The sequence below is a fragment of the Paenibacillus sp. MER TA 81-3 genome (genome assembly GCF_023713585.1).
In the GTDB taxonomy this organism is placed as follows: domain Bacteria; phylum Bacillota; class Bacilli; order Paenibacillales; family Paenibacillaceae; genus Paenibacillus_B; species Paenibacillus_B profundus.
Window position 1 is genome coordinate 46403 of record NZ_JAMAWB010000030.1, and the last position, 19684, is coordinate 66086.

The following is a 19684-nucleotide window of genomic DNA, read 5'->3' on the forward strand; positions in this document are numbered from 1 at the left end:
ATGTCTCGTATTGGTCGCAAGCCAATTAACGTGCCAGGTGGCGTAACTGTCACTCTGGATAACAGCGTTATTACTGTAAAAGGACCGAAAGGAACATTGACGCGTGAACTTCATAAAGACATGAAAGTGTCCGTTGAAGAAACTCTCATTTCCGTAGAACGTCCTTCTGATAATAAAACTCATCGTTCGTTGCACGGAACTACTCGCAGTGTTATCAGCAACATGGTGAATGGAGTAACGGAAGGTTTCTCCAAAACTCTGGAGTTGGTCGGTGTAGGTTACCGTGCGAACAAGTCCGGCGACAAGCTCGTCTTGAACGTTGGATACTCCCATCCGGTTGAAATTACACCGGAAGCTGGCATTGAGTTCGAAGTGCCTGCTCAAACAAAAATTATCGTTAAAGGCATCGACAAAGAGCGCGTTGGTGCATACGCAGCGAAGATTCGTTCTGTACGCGAACCTGAGCCTTACAAAGGTAAAGGGATTAAGTACGAAGGCGAACGTATTATTCGCAAGGAAGGTAAAGCAGGCAAGAAGAAATAAAATCTTGCCTAGCTCACTTACCTTAGTAGCTTGACGGTCAAACTGAAGGGAGTGAAACAATCAGATGATTACGAAAGCCGATAAAAACAAAGCTCGTTTGAAAAGACACCTTCGTGTCCGTAAGAAAATTGAAGGAACGACAGAACGTCCGCGTTTGAACGTATTCCGTTCCTCTAAACATATCTACGCTCAGCTTATCGATGATGTTAAAGGTGTAACAATCGCATCTGCATCAACGATGGACAAAGAGCTTAATGCCGATATCAAAAACGGCGGTGACGTCGAATCGGCACGCAAAGTGGGAGAATTGATCGCGAAACGTGCAAAAGCACAAGGTTACGAAACAGTCGTATTCGATCGCGGCGGTTACTTGTATCACGGACGTATTCAGGCGTTGGCTGACGCGGCACGCGAAGCTGGCCTTGAATTCTAATGAATTCAATCGAAGGAGGTAGACGACTTGCGAGTTGATCCAAACACGTTAGAACTTTCTGAAAAAGTTGTTCAAATTAACCGCGTAGCTAAAGTCGTAAAGGGCGGACGCCGCTTTAGCTTCAGCGCACTCGTAGTTGTTGGAGATGGCAATGGTTGGGTCGGCGCAGGAATCGGTAAAGCATCCGAAGTACCTGACGCTATCCGCAAAGGCATCGAAGACGCAAAGAAAAATCTGATTCATGTTCCGTTTGTTAACACGACAATCCCTCACCAAGTTATGGGTCAGTTCGGCGCTGGTAAAGTTCTCTTGAAACCAGCTTCCGAAGGTACAGGGGTTATCGCTGGCGGTCCTGTTCGCGCCGTGTTAGAGTTGGCAGGTGTAGGCGATATCTTGACGAAATCGCTTGGTTCCTCGAACTCTATGAACATGGTTAACGCAACGCTTGAAGGTCTGTCCCGTCTGAAGACGGCAGAACAAGTAGCGAAATTGCGCGGCAAATCCGTTGAAGAACTGTTAGGATAAGGAGGGGACAAAGATGGCGAAATTGCAAATTACCCTCGTTCGCAGTCTGATCGGTCGCCCGCAAACTCAACGTAGCACGGTGAACACATTGGGCTTGCGCAAAATGAATCAGACGGTTGTTCATAATGACAACGATGCGATCCGCGGAATGGTCAATCAAGTGAAACATCTGGTTGAAGTAAAAGAAATCGAAGCATAAGGTTCTCTACTGCATGCTTCTATTCAACTGTTCGAAACATGTACAACAATTAATGATGAATGCATAAATATTTAAGGAGGTGCGTCGAACGATGAAGTTGAATGAACTTTCTCCGGCACCTGGTTCCCGCAGCGTACGTAAGCGCGTTGGCCGTGGTATCGCGACAGGAAATGGGAAGACATCTGGCCGTGGTCATAAAGGTCAAAATTCTCGTTCCGGCGGTGGTGTTCGTCCAGGCTTCGAGGGTGGACAAAACCCACTGTACCGTCGTTTGCCAAAACGCGGTTTCATCAACCCTACTCGCAAAGAGTATGCGGTTATTAACGTGACGGAATTGAACCGCTTTGAAGCAGGCACGGAAGTAACTCCGGAATTGCTGATGGAACAAGGCATCGTGAAAAACCCAATGAGCGGAATCAAAATTTTGGGTAATGGTGAATTGTCCGTTAAATTGACGGTCAAAGCAAATAAGTTCTCTCAATCTGCGGTAGAGAAGATCGAGGCTGCCGGCGGTAAATCCGAGGTGATCTAATGTTCAAGACCGTATCGAATATATGGCGAGTCGAGGATCTGAGACGTAAGATTTTATTTACACTCATGGTCTTGATCGTATATCGCGTCGGTTCCTTCATTCCGGTTCCTGGCGTAGATACTTCGGTCTTTGCTTCAGCAAACCAAGGAACGGACCTGTTCAGCCTGCTGAACACGTTCTCCGGTGGTGCGTTGTTCAAGTTTTCCATCTTTGCGCTCGGTATCATGCCGTACATTACGGCATCCATTATCGTGCAGCTTCTAACCATGGACGTTATTCCAAAGTTTGCGGAATGGGCGAAAGAAGGAGAAGTCGGCAAACGTAAGCTAGCCCAGATTACGCGCTACGGCACGATTATTTTGGGATTGATTCAAGCATTCGGTACAGCGATTGGATTTAACCGTATGTATGGCATGGAATTGGTTCCGGGAGCCACATTTGCGGATTATATTGTAATCGCCATTGTACTGACTGCCGGTACGGCCTTCTTGATGTGGCTTGGTGAACAAATCACAGAGAAGGGCATCGGGAACGGCATCTCGATCCTAATCTTTGCGGGTATCGTTGCGGGAGTCCCTACGCATATCGGCGAGATTTATCGTTCGCAATTTATCGATGGCAGCGGACAAATGTTCCTGAACATCGTCAAAATGATTCTAATCGCGTTGTTCATCGTGTTGATAGTGGTCGGTGTTATCTTCATTCAGCAAGGTAACCGCAAAATCCCGGTGCAATACGCAAAACGTGTTGTTGGTAACAAAATGTACGGCGGGCAGAACACGCATATTCCACTCAAAGTAAATGGCGCTGGCGTTATTCCGGTCATCTTCGCAGTATCGCTGTTGATGTTCCCAATTACGATTGCGCAGTTCTGGGCGGATAAGCCGTGGGCCAAATGGGTAATCACCCACATGTACTATGACAAGCCGCTTGGCATGGTCTTGTACGTGCTGTTGATTATCGGGTTCACGTTCTTCTACACGTTCGTTCAATTGAACCCGCAACAAATGGCGGATCAAATGAAAAAGAACGGCGGATACATCCCGGGCATTCGTCCTGGGAAAGCGACTGCTACGTATTTGACTCGGGTTATGTCCCGCATTACGTTGGCAGGTGCGCTGTTCCTGGCGCTTATCTCTATCTTGCCTGTGTTCTTCGGAGCACTTGCCGGATTGCCGCGTTCCGTTCAAATCGGTGGTACTTCAATTCTCATCATCGTCGGCGTTGCGCTGGATACGATGAAGCAAATTGAGAGCCAATTGATTAAACGCCATTACAAAGGTTTCATCAACAAATAGGCGATAGGTACTGATGAAGCCAAGAACGGCTCATCGGCACCTATTGTGCTGTTTCTTGTAGGGCAGAGGCTTAACGAATGGCATCGAAGCACCCCACTTCCGACGAAGTTAAGCCTGTGCTTACAGTAAAGGGAGTGACATTCGATGAACATTCTATTCATGGGGCCTCCTGGGGCAGGAAAAGGAACGCAGGCCGAACGTATCGTTACACAATTCGGCATTCCACACATTTCGACCGGTGACGCGTTCCGTGCAGCAATGCGCGAGGGCACACCCATCGGATTGAAAGCGAAAGAATACATTGATCAAGGTCTGCTCGTTCCAGATGACGTTACGGTCGGCATCGTGCGCGAACGTCTCGCGCAGCCGGATTGTGAACAAGGCTTCCTGTTGGATGGATTCCCGCGTACTTTGGCGCAAGCCGAAGCTCTGGATGAAATTTTGGAACAATTGAATCGCAAGCTGAATCACGTCATCGACCTGAGTGTTGACCGCAATTTGCTGCTGGCACGTCTTACGGGACGACGCATTTGCAAATCTTGCGGCGCGACGTACCATGTCATGTTTAACCCGCCAAAACAAGAGGGCGTTTGTGATAAATGCCAGGGCGAATTGTACCAGCGTTCGGATGATTCCGAAGAGAAGGTTGGCACGCGTCTTGACGAATATATCAACAAAACGGCTCCTTTGCTCGAATATTATGAGAACAAAGGTTTGTTGCGTCAGGTTGACGGGGAGAAGGAAATTGATACGGTGACATCTGAAATCGTATCTTTACTGCGAGGTTAAACCAAATGATCATTTGTAAGTCCGAAGTGGAACTAGGCTTCATGAGGGAAGCTGGACGAATTGTAGCGGAAACGCATCGTCTTCTGGCTAAATCGATTGAGCCGGGCATAACGACTCGTGAACTCGATTCAATCGCAGAAACGTTCATTCACAGTCAAGGAGCGACACCTTCGTTCAAGGGCTATAATGGTTTTTCTGGCAGCATTTGCGCATCAGTTAACGAAGAACTGGTACACGGCATTCCCGGCAAACGCAAATTAAACGAAGGCGACATCATCAGCATCGATATCGGTGCGGAATACCGCGGGTATCATGGCGACTCGGCTTGGACCTACGGGGTTGGTGCCATTTCGGAGTCGGCTCAGCAGTTGCTTGACGTAACCGAGCAATCGCTGTTTGCGGGACTCGCTTTGGTAAAGCCAGACGTTCGTCTGTACACGATATCCCACGCGATTCAACGCGTTATCGAAGATGCAGGTTTTTCCGTCGTGCGGGAGTACGTCGGGCACGGGGTCGGTGCGGAGCTTCATGAAGAGCCGCAAATCCCGAACTATGGTATCCCGGATCGCGGCCCGCGGCTCAAACCGGGCATGACGTTGGCGATTGAGCCGATGGTCATTGCCGGAGAACGACACGTCAAGACGCTCGCGGATAACTGGACGGTCGTGACGGTGGACGGGACGCTGTGCGCTCATTTCGAGCATACAGTAGCTGTGACGCCGGACGGTTGCGAAATTTTGACGAAGCTGGTTGAGTAGGTGAACTTACATGAATGAAGTGCGAGAACCACGTCTCGGCCAATTCGTCAAGGTGCTTCGAGGTCGTGATGCCAGCAAGTATGCAGTCATCATTGGCATTGAAGAATCGCGCTACGTCAAGATAGCGGATGGGGACAAACGTAAGTTTGACCAGCCTAAACGAAAAAACTTGCTTCATCTCGAATTGCAAACCGCAATGAGTCATGAAGTTGTCCAAAGTTTAAATGAAAGCGGTCGGGTAACCAATAGCAAGCTTCGTTACGTTATATCGAAGTTTGCCGAGGAACAAGCCGCTCAGCATGCTGAACAGAGAGGAGAATGACGGTGGCCAAAGAAGACGTAATTGAAGTGGAAGGTACGGTCATTGAGCCGTTGCCGAATGCGACGTTTCGGGTTGAGTTGGAGAACGGTCATCAAATTCTTGCCCACGTTTCCGGAAAGCTGCGGATGCACTTCATCCGTATCCTGACGGGGGACAAAGTGGTCGTGCAACTGTCGCCATATGATTTGAGCAAAGGTCGCATCACTTATCGGAAGTAGCACTCGGCTCGTTCCGAGCAGCGCTTGCATGCACTTGCAGACCGTTCGACGCGTCAGAAGACGGTTTGACGTGCAACTTGAGAACTGGGAGGTATTCAGCATGAAGGTAAGACCTTCTGTTAAGCCAATTTGCGAAAAATGCAAAGTCATTCGACGCAAGGGCAATGTTATGGTAATCTGTGAGAATCCAAAGCACAAACAAAAACAAGGATAAGAAGGGGGTGTAGCGTAAATGGCTCGTATAGCTGGTGTAGACTTGCCACGGGATAAACGCGTTGAGATCGCCTTGACATACATTTTTGGTATTGGTAAAACAACTTCTAAAAAAGTAATCACTGAGGCTGGCGTTAACCCTAATACTCGCGTTCGCGATTTGACGGAAGACGAAGTGAACAAAATTCGTGAGCTGATTGACAAAACGGTAAAGGTTGAGGGTGACCTTCGTCGTGAGATCTCTCTGAACGTGAAACGTTTGGTTGAAATCGGATGCTATCGTGGTATCCGTCATCGTCGCGGATTGCCTGTTCGTGGACAACGTACTAAGACAAATGCTCGTACACGTAAAGGCCCTCGTCGTACGGTAGCGAACAAGAAGAAGTAAGGGGGGATAAGTAGCAATGGCTAAACCAAAAAAAGTCGTACGTACTAAACGTCGTGACCGTAAAAATATTGAGACCGGTGTGGCACACATCCGTTCTACGTTTAACAACACGATCGTAACTATCACGGATCCACACGGCAACGCAATTTCTTGGGCTAGTTCCGGCGGTTTGGGCTATAAAGGCTCTCGTAAATCGACGCCATTCGCAGCTCAAATGGCTGCTGAGTCCGCTGCTAAAGCAGCAATGGAACATGGCATGAAGTCGGTTGAAGTTATGGTTAAAGGACCAGGCGCAGGTCGTGAAGCTGCCATCCGTTCCTTGCAAGCTGCAGGTTTGGAAGTTAGCATGATCAAAGATGTAACGCCAATCCCGCACAACGGCTGCCGCCCACCAAAACGTCGTCGCGTTTAATGATGGCACACCGATGCGTGTAGTATTAAGCTAGCGCCTGTTGGGAATAATGGTTGTTTAGGCATACTGCATGAATCGACCGACCTTAGGTGTTTGACGTTGATAAACGCCAGCGACGTTTGAAGGAGGGTTATACAGTGATTGAGATCGAAAAGCCGAAAATTGAGACCGTTGACGTCAATGAGGAAGGCACATACGGCAAATTTGTCGTAGAACCATTAGAGCGAGGATACGGAACAACGCTGGGCAACTCCCTGCGCCGTATTCTGCTCTCCTCGTTGCCGGGCGCGGCAGTGACGTCTGTTCAAATCGACGGCGTCTTACATGAGTTCTCGACGATTCCAGGCGTCTATGAAGACGTTACTGAAATTATCTTGAATTTGAAGTCCTTGTCGCTGAAAATCCATTCTGATGAAGAGAAAGTTCTCGAAATCGATGCGGAAGGCGACGGGGTTGTAACGGCTGGCGATATTCGAGCGGATAGCGATGTGGAAATTTTGAACCCGGATCTCCGCATTGCGACATTAGCACAAGGCTCCAGACTCCACATGCGAATCTTCGCAAATCGTGGACGTGGTTACGTTCCTGCGGATCGAAACAAACGGGAAGACCAACCTATCGGGGTTATCCCGGTAGATTCGATTTACACACCGATTTCGCGTGTAAACTACAGCGTTGAAAATACGCGTGTAGGTCAAGTAACCAACTACGACAAGTTAACCCTTGAAGTGTGGACGGATGGAAGCATTCGACCAGAAGAAGCGGTGAGCCTCGGCGCGAAAATTTTGACGGAGCATCTGATGCTTTTCGTCGGATTGACGGATGAAGCGAAAGACGCAGAAATCATGGTCGAAAAAGAGGAAGACAAGAAAGAGAAAGTGCTTGAGATGACTATCGAAGAGCTCGATCTCTCCGTTCGTTCCTATAACTGCTTGAAGCGTGCAGGCATCAATACGGTTCAAGAGCTGATTACGAAGACCGAAGAAGATATGATGAAGGTTCGCAACTTGGGCCGCAAGTCTTTGGAGGAAGTTCAAGAGAAGCTCGAAGAACTCGGATTGGGCTTACGCATGGAAGACTAAACGGGACTTGGCTTAGAAGGAGGGGAAATAGCAATGGCATACCAAAAGTTGGGTCGCGATTCCAGTGCCCGTAAAGCATTGTTCCGCGACTTGGTAACTGACTTGTTCTTGTATGAGCGCATTCAAACGACAGAAGCGAAGGCGAAGGAAGTTCGTTCCATCGCTGAAAAACTAATCACGTCTGCAAAACGCGGTGATTTGCATGCTCGTCGTCAAGTGGCTGCATTCGTGCGCCGCGAAACGTTGAATGGCGAACAAGACGCAATTCAAAAGCTGTTCTCGGAGCTAGCACCACGTTATGCTGAGCGTCCGGGCGGATATACGCGCATTTTGAAACTTGGTCCTCGCCGTGGCGACTCCGCGCCTATGGTGTATTTGGAACTGGTTGACCGCGCGTAATCGCGGTGATGTCACACGTACGATAACGACGCATTTTGCGGCGTGAAGGAAGGCTCCCCCTGAGGAGCTTTTCTTTTTATCGGGAGGGTTACAACCAATGCGTAACATTGGAATGGTATTAAGCTATGACGGGACAGCTTACTGCGGTTTTCAAGCTCAACCGGAGCTGGATACGGTTCAAGGCCGCATCGAACGCGCGATATACATGCTGACCAACGAACAGACGTCCATTATGGCATCTGGCCGCACAGACGCAGGAGTTCATGCGTACGGTCAAGTGTTCAACTTTGCAACCGCATCGATGATTCCTGCCGACCGCTGGTGTCTGGCGTTGAATTCACGATTACCTGATGACATCGTCATTCGAGAAGCCTGGGAAGCGCCGCAGTCATTCCACGCTCGCTACTCGGCGAAACGCAAGACGTATCGTTACTCCATATGTGCAGAACGGCAACCGGATGTGTTCCGCCGGAATTATGAATTCCATTATCACAGACCTCTTGATATGACAGCCATGCAAGAGGCAGTCCGCTATTTTGTTGGAGAGCATGACTTTACTTCTTTCGTTTCGCCGAAATCGACGAAAACGTCCAATGTGCGTACCCTTTACACCGCTCGGTTGGATATTGAGCCAAGTGAGACAGGGGAAGAGGGCAGGGGCCGCCTTCATTTGGAACTGACCGGAAACGGATTTCTATACAATATGGTGCGCATCATTGCAGGGACACTCTTGCGGGTTGGCGAACGAAAGCTCATTCCGGCTGATATTCCACGCATTTTGGAAGCCAAGAGTCGAAAAGCCGCCGGTCCAACTGCAGTACCCCACGGACTTACACTCTGGCACGTGGATTACAATGGAGAAGAACAGTTTCACACGGATAACAACGCATCCAAGTGAATCGAAAAAATCCCTTGCAAAAATCGCTTTAATATTGTAAAATAACATTTGTGTTTCTTTAGGCTTCCCACGGCCCCGATAAAGAAATCACACTGCTTGTAGCAGTTTTTAACAAGACATAACATTGAGTTGAACGAATATAGACATGCAACAATGGAATGAACGTTAACAATGAATTTGTAACGCAACTTACTGTTGCGTCAAATGTCATCAGAGGAGGATATTTCATGCGTACCACATACATGGCCAAGCCAGCTGAAGTTGAGCGCAAATGGCACATTATTGACGCTGAAGGTAAGACGCTTGGTCGTCTGGCAAGTGAAGCAGCTGCATTGATTCGCGGCAAACACAAAACAACATTTACGCCTCACGTTGATACAGGTGACTTCGTTGTCATCGTTAACGCTGACAAAATCGTGTTGACTGGCAAGAAATTGCAAAACAAAATGTACTACCGTCACTCTTTCTATCCAGGTGGTTTGAAAGTGACAAGCGCTCAAGAAATGTTGAACAAAAAACCTGAGCGTATGGTGGAACTCGCTGTTCAAGGCATGCTGCCAAAAACGCGCATGGGCAATAAAATGAAACTTCGTGTTAAAGTTTATGCCGGCGTAGAGCACCCACATCAAGCACAACAACCTGAAGTTTACGAACTTCGCGGATAATAGAAAGGGGAGGACAGTTTCATGGCACAAGTACAATACTATGGGACAGGTCGTCGTAAGCATTCGGTAGCGCGCGTTCGCCTAGTACCGGGCGAAGGCCGCATCGTTATCAACAAACGCGACCTTAATGAATACTTCGGTTTGGAAACTTTGAAGCTTATCGTGAAGCAACCGTTGAACCTTACAGAAACACTCGGCAAATATGACGTGTTGGTTCTGGCTCATGGCGGCGGTATCACTGGTCAAGCTGGCGCAATTCGTCACGGTATTTCCCGTGCATTGCTGAAAGCTGATCCAGAGCTTCGTCCGTCTTTGAAAAAAGCAGGCTTCCTGACGCGCGATCCACGTATGAAAGAGCGTAAAAAATACGGTCTTAAAGCAGCTCGTCGTGCGCCTCAGTTCTCGAAACGTTAAGATTGGATTACGAACGGAATCAACCCTCTTACGACTACGGTCGCAAGAGGGTTTTTTTGCGTATAACAGATATCATGCTCACAACGCGCCATCATTCGATATAATAAACGTCGAAGGTAGCTTATTTCGGGGATATGAGGGATGGGGGCGAAGAGAATGAAGCGAGAAGGTCGGGACAGGTTAATCAAGACGGTGGCAAGGAAAAATATGCTGAGCAGCGGAATGGAGACGAGCCGGCAGTAGTAGACCGACAATATTGGCTAGAGGTGCTCAATCGGGTAGCGCGTCCCGTATTGATGGCGCTGGCGGAGCGCCGATTGAAGCTTGATATGCCGATCGAGTCCAACGGTGTGGATCGGGAGTACTATACATACCTGGAGGCATTCGGGCGGCTGATGGCCGGAATCGCGCCTTGGCTCGGTTCGGTAGGTGGTCTTGCGGAAGAGGAGCAGCTCCGGCTGGAACTGAGCAAGCTGTATGTGGAAGCTATGGACGCTGCTACTGATCCGAATTCACCAGACTATATGAACTTCGCCTCTGGATACCAACCGATCGTCGATACGGCGTTTCTGTGCCAAGGTGTGCTGCGTGCGCCGGAGGCGCTATGGAACCCGTTAAGCGAACGGGTCAAGCGCAATGTCATTACAGCGTGGAAGAGCACCCGGATGCGTAAGCCGCATTTCAACAACTGGCTGCTGTTCTCCGCAATGATTGAAGCGGCACTATATCATGTTGGCGAAGCGGAATGGGATCCGATGCGTTACGCATTAAAGCAGCATGAGCAGTGGTATGTCGGTGACGGAATATACGGTGACGGGCCAGCGTACCACGCAGATTATTACAACAGCTTCGTGATTCAGTCAATGCTGCTCGATATGCTCCGATTGCTTGGCGATCTGTATCCGGATTGGAACAAGATGAAGCCGAGCGTGTTAAGGCGAGCACAGCGATATGCGTTGCAGCAGGAGCGCAGCATATCTCCGGAAGGAACGATCCCTCCTGTTGGCCGTTCGTTAGCTTACCGCTGCGGCGCATTGCAGACGCTTGCACAGATCGCATGGCTTGATGAACTGCCTGAATCAATGACTCCATCGCAGGTGCGATGCGGCTTGACGGCTGTGATGCGTCGTATGATGGATGCGCCGGGCACCTACACACGAGATGGATGGTTGACGGTTGGATTTTGCGGACATCAACCGGACATCGGTGAGACGTATATCTCGACCGGCAGCCTCTATCTTTGCTCGACTGCGCTTCTGCCGCTCGCCTTGTCCCTGTCGCATCCGTTCTGGCAAGGGGGGGCGGAGTGGACTTCGAAGAAAGCTTGGTCTGGGCAGCCATTCTCTATCGATTATGCGTTGCATGAATGAGTTTCATTTGTCATATTGGTTCCTCAACAAGCACACCGATACCTCACGCAGGTATCGGTGTTTTTATACCCAATTTTGATTCACCTAGGGCGATCGCCCGGAATAGGCTGTAATGTCGGTTCAAAATACAGAAAAAACAAATTGACAAAGATAGGAAACATTCTATAATTATAAAGTATACAAAACATACCAAAATACTATGAATTAAAATGAGTATGCGGAGGATGCAATTATGAATTTGTTGGAAAAGGAAGCGTTCGTAAGTGAGAAAGCGGAACAATTCGAACATGCTGAACCGGAAGAAGTTATTGCTGAGGCTGTTCAAGCCTTTCCGAATTTGACGTTTGCTTGCAGCTTTGGTGCGGAAGATGTCGTTTTAGTCGATATGCTGCAGCGGCTCAGTCCATCAACCGATATTTTCTATCTGGATACGGAGTTTCATTTCGATGAAACGTATAACACCCGTAATCGCATCTCTGAACGTTACGATTTGGAATTTGTTCGCGTAGCCCCTGAACTTTCCCCTGAAGCTCAAGCCGAAGCCTACGGCGATCAATTATGGTTGAATAACTCCAATCTTTGCTGCAACTTGCGTAAAGTAGAACCATTAACAGGAATATTAAGTAAATATGATGCTTGGATTACGGGCATACGCCGCGATCAAGCGCGGACACGTGCCAATGCGAAGAAGGTGGAGTATGACACCAAATTCGGATTAATTAAATTCAACCCGCTAGCGGCATGGAGTTGGGAAGATGTCTGGAATTACATTCATAGCCATAACGTCATCTACAATCCGCTTCATGATCTCAATTATCCTAGTATCGGCTGCATTCATTGCACACGTGCAGTACAGCCAGGAGAGGACCCTCGTGCAGGGCGTTGGTCAGGAAGCGAAAAAGTCGAGTGTGGACTACACAAATAGAAGTGCGTGTTCAAAAGGAGACTTTTTGAACAACCTCTTGAAGGGAGACTTCAGTTATGACCTCAATTTTGCCTCATGGCGGACAACTCATCAATCGATTCGTTCCTGAACAGGATATTGAACGGAAGCTCAACGAAGCCAAATCGTTGCCGGAAATACACATCAATCGGCGTACGCTCTCGGATTTAGATTTGATAGGTGTCGGCGCGTTCTCTCCGCTCACTGGATTTATGAATGCAAATGACTATAGGAGCGTCGTAGAACGAATGCGCTTGGCAGATGGTACAGTATGGAGCCTGCCAATCACGCTTGCCGTTCCGGAATACATCGCCGAGACGTTGACGATAGGCTCAACCGCTGCACTTATCGGGGAAGAGGATGGAATCATCTATGGAACGATAGACGTTGAAAGTATATATAGCGTGGACCAGTTAAAGGAAGCCGAACAAGTATTCAAGACGGCAGACTCGGAGCATCCGGGAGTGCAGAAGCTGCTGGAGCGTCCCGATACGTATGTTGGCGGAAACGTACTAGTGCTGCAGCGTGCAAAGCCTGAGCAATTCGAACAGTATTACTTTGATCCCGCTGATACCCGCCGCCTGTTCGAAGAGCGGGGTTGGCGGACAGTTGTAGGCTTCCAGACCCGTAACCCCGTTCATCGGGCGCATGAATATATTCAGAAGAGCGCGATGGAAATCGTCGATGCATTATTTTTGAATCCGTTAGTCGGGGAGACGAAATCAGACGATGTGCCTGCAGATGTGCGGATGCGCAGCTATGTGAGCCTGCTGGAGCATTATTATCCAGAGGACCGGGTATTTCTCGGCGTATTTCCAGCTGCGATGCGTTATGCGGGTCCGAGAGAAGCGATCTTCCATGCTATCGTACGTAAAAATTACGGCTGTACCCACTTTATCGTCGGCCGTGATCATGCGGGTGTAGGAGACTATTACGGAACGTATGAAGCGCAAGAAGTCTTTCGTTTATTCTCCCCTGAGGAACTGGGGATTCAACCGCTCTTCTTCGAGCATAGCTTTTTCTGCATCACCTGCGGCAATATGGCATCCAGCAAGACGTGCCCTCATCCGAAGGAACAGCATGTGGCGCTGTCTGGAACAAAGGTGCGGGCTTTACTTCGTGACGGCACATGCCCGCCGCCGCAGTTCTCGCGTCCGGAAGTGGCGCGCATTCTTATTGAAGGCATGGCGCAGTCTGTATCCAGCGACGTGTAGACGAGGAATCCAACTGATTAGAAGGATATCCTTTGAAGCGACGTATATTTGTCCACCCTGTCCCATATAGATGATTAGGAGTCTGTATGGGGGCGGAGGTGGACTTATTTTATGAGTGAAAAGAAGCAGCGAAAGACTTCCATCCTGTGGATACCGCTGCGCCATGTCCGGCAGTGGATCATTAGCATTTGTCTTGTGCTTATCGTCATCGTCATTATGACTGCCGATATGCCAGTTACAAAGACATGGACCTATTGGACAATACCTTTGTCCGGCAAGGTGATCGCCATTGATGCGGGACACGGTGGACCGGATGGTGGAGCGGTAAGCCGGCAAGGAGTCATCGAGAAGGACATTAATCTGTCTATCGCTTTATATTTGCGCGATTACTTGCAGCAGGCCGGTGCAGTTGTCTTCATGACGCGAGAAGGGGACTATGACCTTGCCAATGGGGATACAAAAGGATATGCGAGGCGGAAAGCCGAGGATTTGAAGCAGCGGGTCAGCTTTGTGGAAGAGAAAAAAGCGGATCTTCTCATCAGTTTGCATATGAACAGCATCCCTTCTCAGCGCTGGAATGGGGCGCAAACTTTTTATACGGCGCGCAATCCGGAGAGCGAGCGGCTCGCCAAGTGGATTCAATCGGAAATTCGCCGGAACTTGGAGAATACAGAGCGGGTGGCTAAGCCGGTCGACCGGCGCTTATATTTGATGGATAAGGTAAGTATGCCGACCGCACTCGTGGAAGTCGGATTCCTATCTAATCCGGAAGAATCGCGCAAGTTAGCGGATGAGCAATATCAGCGCAAGGTGGCAGCCTCGGTGTATAAAGGGATTTTGCGATTTATAGCAGGGGAAAACATTGGTAAAAAGTGAAGCTGTGCTATAATAGTAATCGTACATCATTCATCATTTATCAATAGACCTTGATATGAGACGAGGTGCCATCTTGATTACGAAAGAGGAAGTGCTGCAAGCGCTGCAAGGTTTGAAAGAGTCGGTAACCGGACAAAACATGACAAGCATAGGCTGGATTCGAGATATGATGGTCAGAACGGGGGAAGTGAAGTTAACTGCGGTAATCACCCCTCAGGCTGCGGATGCAGCGGCAAGAGAAGCGTTAACTCAGGAGATTAAGAGCCGTTTGTCCGCATTGTCTATTCAAGATGTTCATGTTCGTATCCGACTTGCTTCTGAACACGAACAGGCTGCAATCGGATTGAAGCCGGCTCAGGATCAAGCCGGTCAAGCTCAGGGGACAGGGCAACCAGCCCAAAATCTAAAAGGACCTCAAGCGGGAGTTGAGCATCCGCTTCTTGATCCGACCTCTGGGGTACAGTTTATCGCTGTAGCTAGTGGAAAAGGCGGCGTCGGTAAATCAACCGTAACGGTCAACTTGGCTGTGGCCTTGGCACGCCTTGGCAAGCGCGTCGGATTGATTGATGCCGATATTTACGGCTTTAGTGTGCCCGACATGATGGGCATTGATGAGCGGCCGGTAGTAGTGGACAATCTCATTATACCGATGGAGCGCTTTGGCGTGAAAGTGATGTCCATGGGATTCTTTGTCGAGGACAACAGCCCAGTCGTATGGCGCGGGCCAATGCTGGGCAAGATGCTCCGTAACTTTTTCCAAGAGGTGGAGTGGGGCGAACTTGACTATGTGCTGCTGGACCTCCCGCCTGGAACCGGCGATGTCGCGCTTGATGTCCATCAGATGATACCCCAGAGCAAGGAAATTATCGTCACTACACCACATGCGACCGCGGCATTTGTTGCTGCAAGAGCAGGGACGATGGCGATTCATACAAAGCATGATATTCTAGGTATCGTCGAGAATATGGCATATCTCGAATGCGGAAAATGCGGCGAGAAGCAGTATGTATTTGGGCGCGGAGGCGGCGCGAAGCTGGCAGAAGAGCTTCACGTCGACCTGCTCGCGCAGATTCCGCTTGGAAGTACGGACAACCACCCTTCCGAACGGGAGTTCGCACCTTCTGTATATAAAGAAGAGTCCATCATTGGAGCGCAATACATGGAATTGGCCAGAAGTGTAGATCATCGATTAAAATCATAACGGCGTGAAGAGGGATGCCATCGCGGCTCCCTCTTGTTTTGTAAGCGCTCTAGGATCCAGAGCCACTATCGCTGCCGCCATCATCGTCGCCGCCTCCACCGCTGCCCTCGCTACTGCCGCCTTCCTTCTGTTCTCCGCCTTTTCCTTTCTTACCGCCCTTTTCCTTCGGCTGCAGCTCTTCCTTTACAACTTTACTTAATAAATCCATAACTTCGAGCCTGAAGATGGGACTGCTCATCGAATCCTTGACGACCGCCATCAGCTGCTTGCGGTACTCCGGGGTCTTCATCATGTCTAAATATGACTTCATCATGTCAGGGGATTTAATAATATCTCCGACGGATTGCTGATAAGCGGGATCCTTAATCAATTCTTTATGAATTTGTTTATTTTCTTTACTAACGACTTTCGCGAATTCACCGGCGAATTTCGGGTCAGTCATCACTTTTTCTACCGTTTGCTGATAATCAGGTGAAATGAGTGTGTCCTTTACTGCCGTCCGGATTTGTTCTTGCTGCTGCATATTTAAGGATTTCATTTGCATCCCGCCGCCGGATGGGGACGACTGTATGGCTTTTTGCGCTTCTTCTGTCTTGAGGATGTCCACCACCATGGTCTTTAGATCCTTATAATCCATTGTAGTGCTCGAAGCTTGCTGTTCCATGCCACAGGCGGATAGGAGCGTGACGAACATGGCGCCAACCAGCGTAAGACGAATGAATCTTGACTTCATGGAATAGGCCCTCCTTTCTGTCCTGAATGGACGCTGCGCGTTCGATAAAATCCGCTGCAAAATCCGTCCTTCACGCGTAGTATGGCAGAGAAAATTATGAATTATGTTTGACAGCGATAGTTTTTTGCTGAGAAGATTGGTAAAATAATGAACATTGTGGAGGTGGAGCGCCTTGAATTTGAAAAAATGGTCTTATTTATTCTGGACGACACTATGTCTAGGTGGAGCGATTACACTTATTATTGGTCTCTCCTTACAGGTGTTCCAACAAGAGTTTTCTAATTTTAACGGTCCAGTGGATATTATGCTGAATGTGCTGCAGCTGATACTAAGCGGTTGTATGATCAGCGTATATTCGCAGATGGGTTTCTTTGCCTATTTGACGCTGAATTACATCGCTCTCGGTATTTTTAAGAAGGCGTGGCCGTACGTTCAAGTTCTGCTTACAGTTATCGTGTGGCTGGACTTAATGTTCCTTCGCACCTTGCTCGCAGGTGACGCTGTAACGAACGGTGTGAATGACATTATTCTCGGTATCGTCGTGCTGCTGGTTGCGCTTGTCGTTGCTTATTACAAAGTACGGGCGACGAATCGTTCCGCGTTCATTCCGACGGTATTCTTCATGATTGCGGTTACGACTATCGAAACGTTGTCAGCGCTTACCATCGGCAACATGGCTACGTGGTTCGTCTATATTCCGCTTGCGGCATGCAATGCTTACCAAATTCTCATTTTGCACCGCATTCTGGACAAAAAAGAAAGCTGACGGGGGTTCCGTCAGCTTTTTTAGTTGGGCTACATTCCCGCCGCATCGTGCAAATGCTGATTCATCGTAGATTGGTCTTGAATGGTTTTACTTTTCAATTCCGTCTGCTGAATGAGTTCGGATACGGTGACGAATTCGTAGCCTTGCGCGCGAAGCTGATCGATGATGGCCGGAAGGGCTAGATGGGTCTGCTTGCACGAATCGCTTGCATGCAGCAGCACGATATCGCCAGGGTGCGCTTTCTTAACGACACGATTTACGATCGTGTCCACGCCGGGATTTTTCCAATCCAATGAATCGGTATCCCATTGAATAACCTTATAATTCAGACTGTTAGCGATGCGAAGGACTCGCTTGTCGAAATCACCGTTCGGCATCCGAATCAAGTTCGGCGCTTTGCCGGTTACATCTGACAAGATCTGGTGTGCGGTCGCAATCTGCTTGCGGATTTCTTCATCGCTTAGGCTGCTGTAGTTTACATGCTTGTGCCCGTGGCTTCCAACCTCGAATCCTGTATCGACGATCTTTTTCACCATATCGGGATGGGTCTTGCTCCAAGGGGAGGAGAGAAAGAATGTTGCTTTCTTGACCCCTTTCTCCTCAAGGATCTTAAGAATAGGCTCTGTCCGCTTGTCCCCCCAGCTTATGTCGAAGGTGAGCGCGATAAGCTTTTTAGCCGTGGGCACACTGTAGATGGCAGAAGGACTCCCTTCTGAAAATACGGTGATGTTGTCACTCTCCACGTAAACGACACCAGCAGCGAATAGCGCGGCGACGACGAGGAAAAAGACGCGTTTCATTTTTTTACCGCTAAACACATAAAAGTAATTCATGACAAAATGCGCTCCTCTCGGTAACGATCAAAAGATTGAACAGGGGAAGTTACGCTTAAGAACAAGCCACCATCGTGCAGCTTGTCATGCTTGTTTAATACACTGTATGCTTGGGGTAATAAAATAAGACCGCAGCTTTCCCAAGAAATTCCGTAGTGATCTCCAGGCTTCACTACGTATGGTATTTGGAAGAGCACGGGAAAAGAGAGGGTATAGAAGTTATGCTAAGTCTAGCTTCATGGTGGAACACGCTGAAAGAATTACGCTGGTATTTGCTTGCCTCTGTGGTGATCTTTACGGCCGGCTATGTACTCGGCAACAATTGGAGCGGGCTGGAGCAATTCGTGCTTCAGCAGCTGCAGGGTCTTGAAGGGGCTCGCAATCAATTGATGCAGTCCGATAATCAGGAGCTGTCGTTCTTTGTGTTTATTTTTTATAATAACGCCATTAAAGCGGTGTTGATCATGTTTGCAGGCATCGCGTTCGGTCTCATCCCAGCTGGATTTCTACTAGTAAACGGAATGGTGATCGGATTCTTGCTGCGTGTAATGGAGTCAAAAGGTGTTGATATTGCGGAGCTGGTTGTTAAGGGGGTGCTTCCTCACGGTATTTTGGAAATCCCCGCAATTTTGATTGCCGGAGCTTATGGCATGAAATTCGGTATGCTGCTGTTGAGAAAATGGTTCGGGAAGCGGGAACGGCGAAGAGAGGTGAGTCTAGCGGAATGGACCAAGCGTACAGGTGCCGGTGCGGTATGGGTGACCGCCTTGCTGCTAATTGCCGCAGTCATTGAGAGTACCGTAACATTGTGGCTAATGAAATAAAATGATTACGTACCGGCCTTGTGATAAAACATCATAAAATTGTGCATAACAGTAAAGCGGTATTCTTTGGCTTCATTGGAAGCCGGTAGCGAAGGCGACGTGAAGCTGAAGAATGTCCGGATTGTTAGAGTCGATGGTGTGTTGTATTGTCGTTAAGGGAGGCTGCTGCGTAATGTTAGGTTTTCTGTTTAATGAGAGAGAATGCAAAGAACTGAGCTACATGCTACGGAAAGAATTAGATGAAATGCTGCTTGATTTGAGTGATAACCGATTGGACGCAGAAGTTCGTCAAGCAATATCCAAACGGTATCGCACCGTCTTCAGGATGTATGCTCGCATTGCTTCGCCGAAGGAACTATCCAGATATGCACGGAATCATCGCATTATTCCTATGTAATTGACATGTAAGTCTAAATGGAACGAAGCGTGGAAATGCGCGTCAGGATATGAATGAAACTGGATTGCATAAAATATCGAAAAATGTGTTGACTAGGCATTCGATTTATGATAAATTATTTCTCGTCCCTTCTAAATCGAGTTTTGAAAAAAACTTGTCGACAGAAGAGAAAACGAAAGTTGAAGAAAAAACTTTAAAAAAGTTATTGACTTCAACTGAAAGACATGATATATTATAAAAGTCGCCGCTGATACGGCGGTGAGAAAAAGAAAGTAACTAAGAAAATTGGTTGCTTGATGAAATAAAGATTGCTCTTTGAAAACTGAACAACGAGTGAAACGTTTGTGTAATAGAGGTTAACAACCTCGTCAGCAATACATGAGCAAGTCAAACTAACTTTAACGGAGAGTTTGATCCTGGCTCAGGACGAACGCTGGCG

At 48.5% G+C, this 19684-nt stretch carries 28 protein-coding genes; 26 read left to right on the forward strand and 2 right to left on the reverse strand.

The window, feature by feature from the left end:
* The 23 genes from rplF (at position 1) to M3650_RS28540 (ending at position 15692) form a co-directional block, all read left to right on the forward strand.
* A complete protein-coding gene (gene rplF, locus M3650_RS28430; protein ID WP_019420710.1) occupies positions 1 to 543 on the forward strand; it encodes a 50S ribosomal protein L6 in 543 nt (180 codons plus the stop codon).
* A gap of 64 nt (positions 544 to 607) precedes the next feature.
* On the forward strand, positions 608 to 976 hold the full coding sequence (gene rplR / locus M3650_RS28435; RefSeq protein WP_019420711.1) for a 50S ribosomal protein L18: 369 nt from the start codon (positions 608 to 610) through the stop codon (positions 974 to 976).
* Between the two features lie 27 nt (positions 977 to 1003).
* Entirely contained in the window at positions 1004 to 1501 is a 498-nt protein-coding gene (rpsE, locus tag M3650_RS28440; RefSeq protein WP_019420712.1) for a 30S ribosomal protein S5, read from the forward strand.
* 13 nt (positions 1502 to 1514) lie between these two features.
* Complete coding sequence (gene rpmD / locus M3650_RS28445; protein WP_019420713.1) at positions 1515 to 1700, forward strand: 50S ribosomal protein L30; 186 nt, start codon at positions 1515 to 1517, stop codon at positions 1698 to 1700.
* A 91-nt stretch (positions 1701 to 1791) separates the two neighbouring features.
* Positions 1792 to 2232: a 50S ribosomal protein L15 gene (gene rplO / locus M3650_RS28450; RefSeq protein WP_019420714.1), complete on the forward strand. Its 441-nt coding sequence runs from the start codon at positions 1792 to 1794 to the stop codon at positions 2230 to 2232.
* Positions 2232 to 3530, forward strand: coding sequence for a preprotein translocase subunit SecY (gene secY / locus M3650_RS28455; protein WP_019420715.1), 1299 nt, complete (start codon positions 2232 to 2234; stop codon positions 3528 to 3530). The genes rplO and secY overlap by 1 nt, the downstream gene beginning before the upstream one ends.
* Positions 3531 to 3674: 144 nt before the next feature.
* Positions 3675 to 4319, forward strand: coding sequence for an adenylate kinase (locus tag M3650_RS28460; RefSeq protein ID WP_019420716.1), 645 nt, complete (start codon positions 3675 to 3677; stop codon positions 4317 to 4319).
* A 5-nt stretch (positions 4320 to 4324) separates the two neighbouring features.
* The gene (gene map, locus M3650_RS28465) at positions 4325 to 5077 is read left to right on the forward strand and encodes a type I methionyl aminopeptidase (protein ID WP_019420717.1); all 753 of its coding nucleotides are present in this window, start codon (positions 4325 to 4327) and stop codon (positions 5075 to 5077) included.
* 10 nt (positions 5078 to 5087) lie between these two features.
* Positions 5088 to 5399: a KOW domain-containing RNA-binding protein gene (locus M3650_RS28470; protein WP_019420718.1), complete on the forward strand. Its 312-nt coding sequence runs from the start codon at positions 5088 to 5090 to the stop codon at positions 5397 to 5399.
* A gap of 2 nt (positions 5400 to 5401) precedes the next feature.
* On the forward strand, positions 5402 to 5617 hold the full coding sequence (gene infA, locus M3650_RS28475; protein WP_006676514.1) for a translation initiation factor IF-1: 216 nt from the start codon (positions 5402 to 5404) through the stop codon (positions 5615 to 5617).
* Between the two features lie 100 nt (positions 5618 to 5717).
* Positions 5718 to 5831: a 50S ribosomal protein L36 gene (gene rpmJ / locus M3650_RS28480; RefSeq protein WP_003333770.1), complete on the forward strand. Its 114-nt coding sequence runs from the start codon at positions 5718 to 5720 to the stop codon at positions 5829 to 5831.
* An 18-nt stretch (positions 5832 to 5849) separates the two neighbouring features.
* Entirely contained in the window at positions 5850 to 6218 is a 369-nt protein-coding gene (gene rpsM, locus M3650_RS28485; protein ID WP_019420720.1) for a 30S ribosomal protein S13, read from the forward strand.
* A 16-nt stretch (positions 6219 to 6234) separates the two neighbouring features.
* Complete coding sequence (gene rpsK, locus M3650_RS28490; RefSeq protein WP_019420721.1) at positions 6235 to 6630, forward strand: 30S ribosomal protein S11; 396 nt, start codon at positions 6235 to 6237, stop codon at positions 6628 to 6630.
* Positions 6631 to 6767: 137 nt separating this feature from the next.
* Positions 6768 to 7712 (forward strand): DNA-directed RNA polymerase subunit alpha, encoded by a 945-nt coding sequence (locus M3650_RS28495; protein WP_019420722.1) that lies wholly within the window; start codon positions 6768 to 6770, stop codon positions 7710 to 7712.
* A gap of 33 nt (positions 7713 to 7745) precedes the next feature.
* On the forward strand, positions 7746 to 8111 hold the full coding sequence (gene rplQ / locus M3650_RS28500) for a 50S ribosomal protein L17 (RefSeq protein WP_019420723.1): 366 nt from the start codon (positions 7746 to 7748) through the stop codon (positions 8109 to 8111).
* 97 nt (positions 8112 to 8208) lie between these two features.
* Positions 8209 to 9009: a tRNA pseudouridine(38-40) synthase TruA gene (gene truA, locus M3650_RS28505; protein WP_251579550.1), complete on the forward strand. Its 801-nt coding sequence runs from the start codon at positions 8209 to 8211 to the stop codon at positions 9007 to 9009.
* Between the two features lie 227 nt (positions 9010 to 9236).
* Positions 9237 to 9674: a 50S ribosomal protein L13 gene (gene rplM, locus M3650_RS28510; protein WP_019420725.1), complete on the forward strand. Its 438-nt coding sequence runs from the start codon at positions 9237 to 9239 to the stop codon at positions 9672 to 9674.
* Positions 9675 to 9695: 21 nt separating this feature from the next.
* Positions 9696 to 10088: a 30S ribosomal protein S9 gene (rpsI, locus tag M3650_RS28515; RefSeq protein ID WP_251579551.1), complete on the forward strand. Its 393-nt coding sequence runs from the start codon at positions 9696 to 9698 to the stop codon at positions 10086 to 10088.
* A 296-nt stretch (positions 10089 to 10384) separates the two neighbouring features.
* Positions 10385 to 11458 (forward strand): DUF2264 domain-containing protein, encoded by a 1074-nt coding sequence (locus tag M3650_RS28520; protein WP_251579563.1) that lies wholly within the window; start codon positions 10385 to 10387, stop codon positions 11456 to 11458.
* 232 nt (positions 11459 to 11690) lie between these two features.
* Positions 11691 to 12383, forward strand: coding sequence for a phosphoadenylyl-sulfate reductase (locus tag M3650_RS28525; RefSeq protein WP_251579552.1), 693 nt, complete (start codon positions 11691 to 11693; stop codon positions 12381 to 12383).
* Between the two features lie 56 nt (positions 12384 to 12439).
* Positions 12440 to 13615 (forward strand): sulfate adenylyltransferase, encoded by a 1176-nt coding sequence (sat, locus tag M3650_RS28530; RefSeq protein ID WP_251579553.1) that lies wholly within the window; start codon positions 12440 to 12442, stop codon positions 13613 to 13615.
* A gap of 111 nt (positions 13616 to 13726) precedes the next feature.
* Positions 13727 to 14491, forward strand: coding sequence for an N-acetylmuramoyl-L-alanine amidase CwlD (cwlD, locus tag M3650_RS28535; protein WP_019420730.1), 765 nt, complete (start codon positions 13727 to 13729; stop codon positions 14489 to 14491).
* Positions 14492 to 14564: 73 nt separating this feature from the next.
* Positions 14565 to 15692: an Mrp/NBP35 family ATP-binding protein gene (locus M3650_RS28540; RefSeq protein WP_251579554.1), complete on the forward strand. Its 1128-nt coding sequence runs from the start codon at positions 14565 to 14567 to the stop codon at positions 15690 to 15692.
* A gap of 49 nt (positions 15693 to 15741) precedes the next feature.
* On the opposite strand, the gene gerD is transcribed toward M3650_RS28540, so the two are convergent.
* On the reverse strand, positions 15742 to 16425 hold the full coding sequence (gerD, locus tag M3650_RS28545; RefSeq protein WP_251579555.1) for a spore germination lipoprotein GerD: 684 nt from the start codon (positions 16423 to 16425) through the stop codon (positions 15742 to 15744).
* Positions 16426 to 16597: 172 nt separating this feature from the next.
* On the opposite strand from gerD, the gene M3650_RS28550 reads away from it, so the two are divergent.
* Positions 16598 to 17191, forward strand: coding sequence for a KinB-signaling pathway activation protein (locus M3650_RS28550; RefSeq protein ID WP_019420733.1), 594 nt, complete (start codon positions 16598 to 16600; stop codon positions 17189 to 17191).
* A gap of 29 nt (positions 17192 to 17220) precedes the next feature.
* Here the strand turns inward: M3650_RS28550 and pdaB are convergent, their stop codons facing one another.
* Positions 17221 to 18024 carry a polysaccharide deacetylase family sporulation protein PdaB gene (pdaB, locus tag M3650_RS28555; protein WP_251579557.1) on the reverse strand — a complete coding sequence of 268 codons (804 nt, stop codon included), beginning with the start codon at positions 18022 to 18024 and terminating at the stop codon, positions 17221 to 17223.
* A 221-nt stretch (positions 18025 to 18245) separates the two neighbouring features.
* Between pdaB and M3650_RS28560 the strand changes: the two genes are divergently transcribed.
* Together M3650_RS28560 and M3650_RS28565 are read left to right on the forward strand one after the other, a co-directional pair.
* Positions 18246 to 18848, forward strand: coding sequence for a stage II sporulation protein M (locus M3650_RS28560; protein ID WP_251579560.1), 603 nt, complete (start codon positions 18246 to 18248; stop codon positions 18846 to 18848).
* A 172-nt stretch (positions 18849 to 19020) separates the two neighbouring features.
* Positions 19021 to 19245, forward strand: coding sequence for a hypothetical protein (locus M3650_RS28565; RefSeq protein WP_251579562.1), 225 nt, complete (start codon positions 19021 to 19023; stop codon positions 19243 to 19245).
* Positions 19246 to 19684: the final 439 nt, after the last annotated feature.

Coding starts and splice junctions, on each gene's coding strand:
- rplF (WP_019420710.1), top strand. CDS start 1: ATGTCTCGTATTGGTCGCAAGCCAATTAACGTGCCAGGTGGCGTAACT.
- rplR (WP_019420711.1), top strand. CDS start 608: ATGATTACGAAAGCCGATAAAAACAAAGCTCGTTTGAAAAGACACCTT.
- rpmD (WP_019420713.1), top strand. CDS start 1,515: ATGGCGAAATTGCAAATTACCCTCGTTCGCAGTCTGATCGGTCGCCCG.
- rplO (WP_019420714.1), top strand. CDS start 1,792: ATGAAGTTGAATGAACTTTCTCCGGCACCTGGTTCCCGCAGCGTACGT.
- secY (WP_019420715.1), top strand. CDS start 2,232: ATGTTCAAGACCGTATCGAATATATGGCGAGTCGAGGATCTGAGACGT.
- M3650_RS28460 (WP_019420716.1), top strand. CDS start 3,675: ATGAACATTCTATTCATGGGGCCTCCTGGGGCAGGAAAAGGAACGCAG.
- map (WP_019420717.1), top strand. CDS start 4,325: ATGATCATTTGTAAGTCCGAAGTGGAACTAGGCTTCATGAGGGAAGCT.
- M3650_RS28470 (WP_019420718.1), top strand. CDS start 5,088: ATGAATGAAGTGCGAGAACCACGTCTCGGCCAATTCGTCAAGGTGCTT.
- rpmJ (WP_003333770.1), top strand. CDS start 5,718: ATGAAGGTAAGACCTTCTGTTAAGCCAATTTGCGAAAAATGCAAAGTC.
- rpsM (WP_019420720.1), top strand. CDS start 5,850: ATGGCTCGTATAGCTGGTGTAGACTTGCCACGGGATAAACGCGTTGAG.
- rpsK (WP_019420721.1), top strand. CDS start 6,235: ATGGCTAAACCAAAAAAAGTCGTACGTACTAAACGTCGTGACCGTAAA.
- rplQ (WP_019420723.1), top strand. CDS start 7,746: ATGGCATACCAAAAGTTGGGTCGCGATTCCAGTGCCCGTAAAGCATTG.
- truA (WP_251579550.1), top strand. CDS start 8,209: ATGCGTAACATTGGAATGGTATTAAGCTATGACGGGACAGCTTACTGC.
- rplM (WP_019420725.1), top strand. CDS start 9,237: ATGCGTACCACATACATGGCCAAGCCAGCTGAAGTTGAGCGCAAATGG.
- rpsI (WP_251579551.1), top strand. CDS start 9,696: ATGGCACAAGTACAATACTATGGGACAGGTCGTCGTAAGCATTCGGTA.
- M3650_RS28520 (WP_251579563.1), top strand. CDS start 10,385: ATGGCGCTGGCGGAGCGCCGATTGAAGCTTGATATGCCGATCGAGTCC.
- M3650_RS28525 (WP_251579552.1), top strand. CDS start 11,691: ATGAATTTGTTGGAAAAGGAAGCGTTCGTAAGTGAGAAAGCGGAACAA.
- sat (WP_251579553.1), top strand. CDS start 12,440: ATGACCTCAATTTTGCCTCATGGCGGACAACTCATCAATCGATTCGTT.
- cwlD (WP_019420730.1), top strand. CDS start 13,727: ATGAGTGAAAAGAAGCAGCGAAAGACTTCCATCCTGTGGATACCGCTG.
- gerD (WP_251579555.1), bottom strand. CDS start 16,425: ATGAAGTCAAGATTCATTCGTCTTACGCTGGTTGGCGCCATGTTCGTC.
- pdaB (WP_251579557.1), bottom strand. CDS start 18,024: ATGAATTACTTTTATGTGTTTAGCGGTAAAAAAATGAAACGCGTCTTT.
- M3650_RS28560 (WP_251579560.1), top strand. CDS start 18,246: ATGCTAAGTCTAGCTTCATGGTGGAACACGCTGAAAGAATTACGCTGG.
- M3650_RS28565 (WP_251579562.1), top strand. CDS start 19,021: ATGTTAGGTTTTCTGTTTAATGAGAGAGAATGCAAAGAACTGAGCTAC.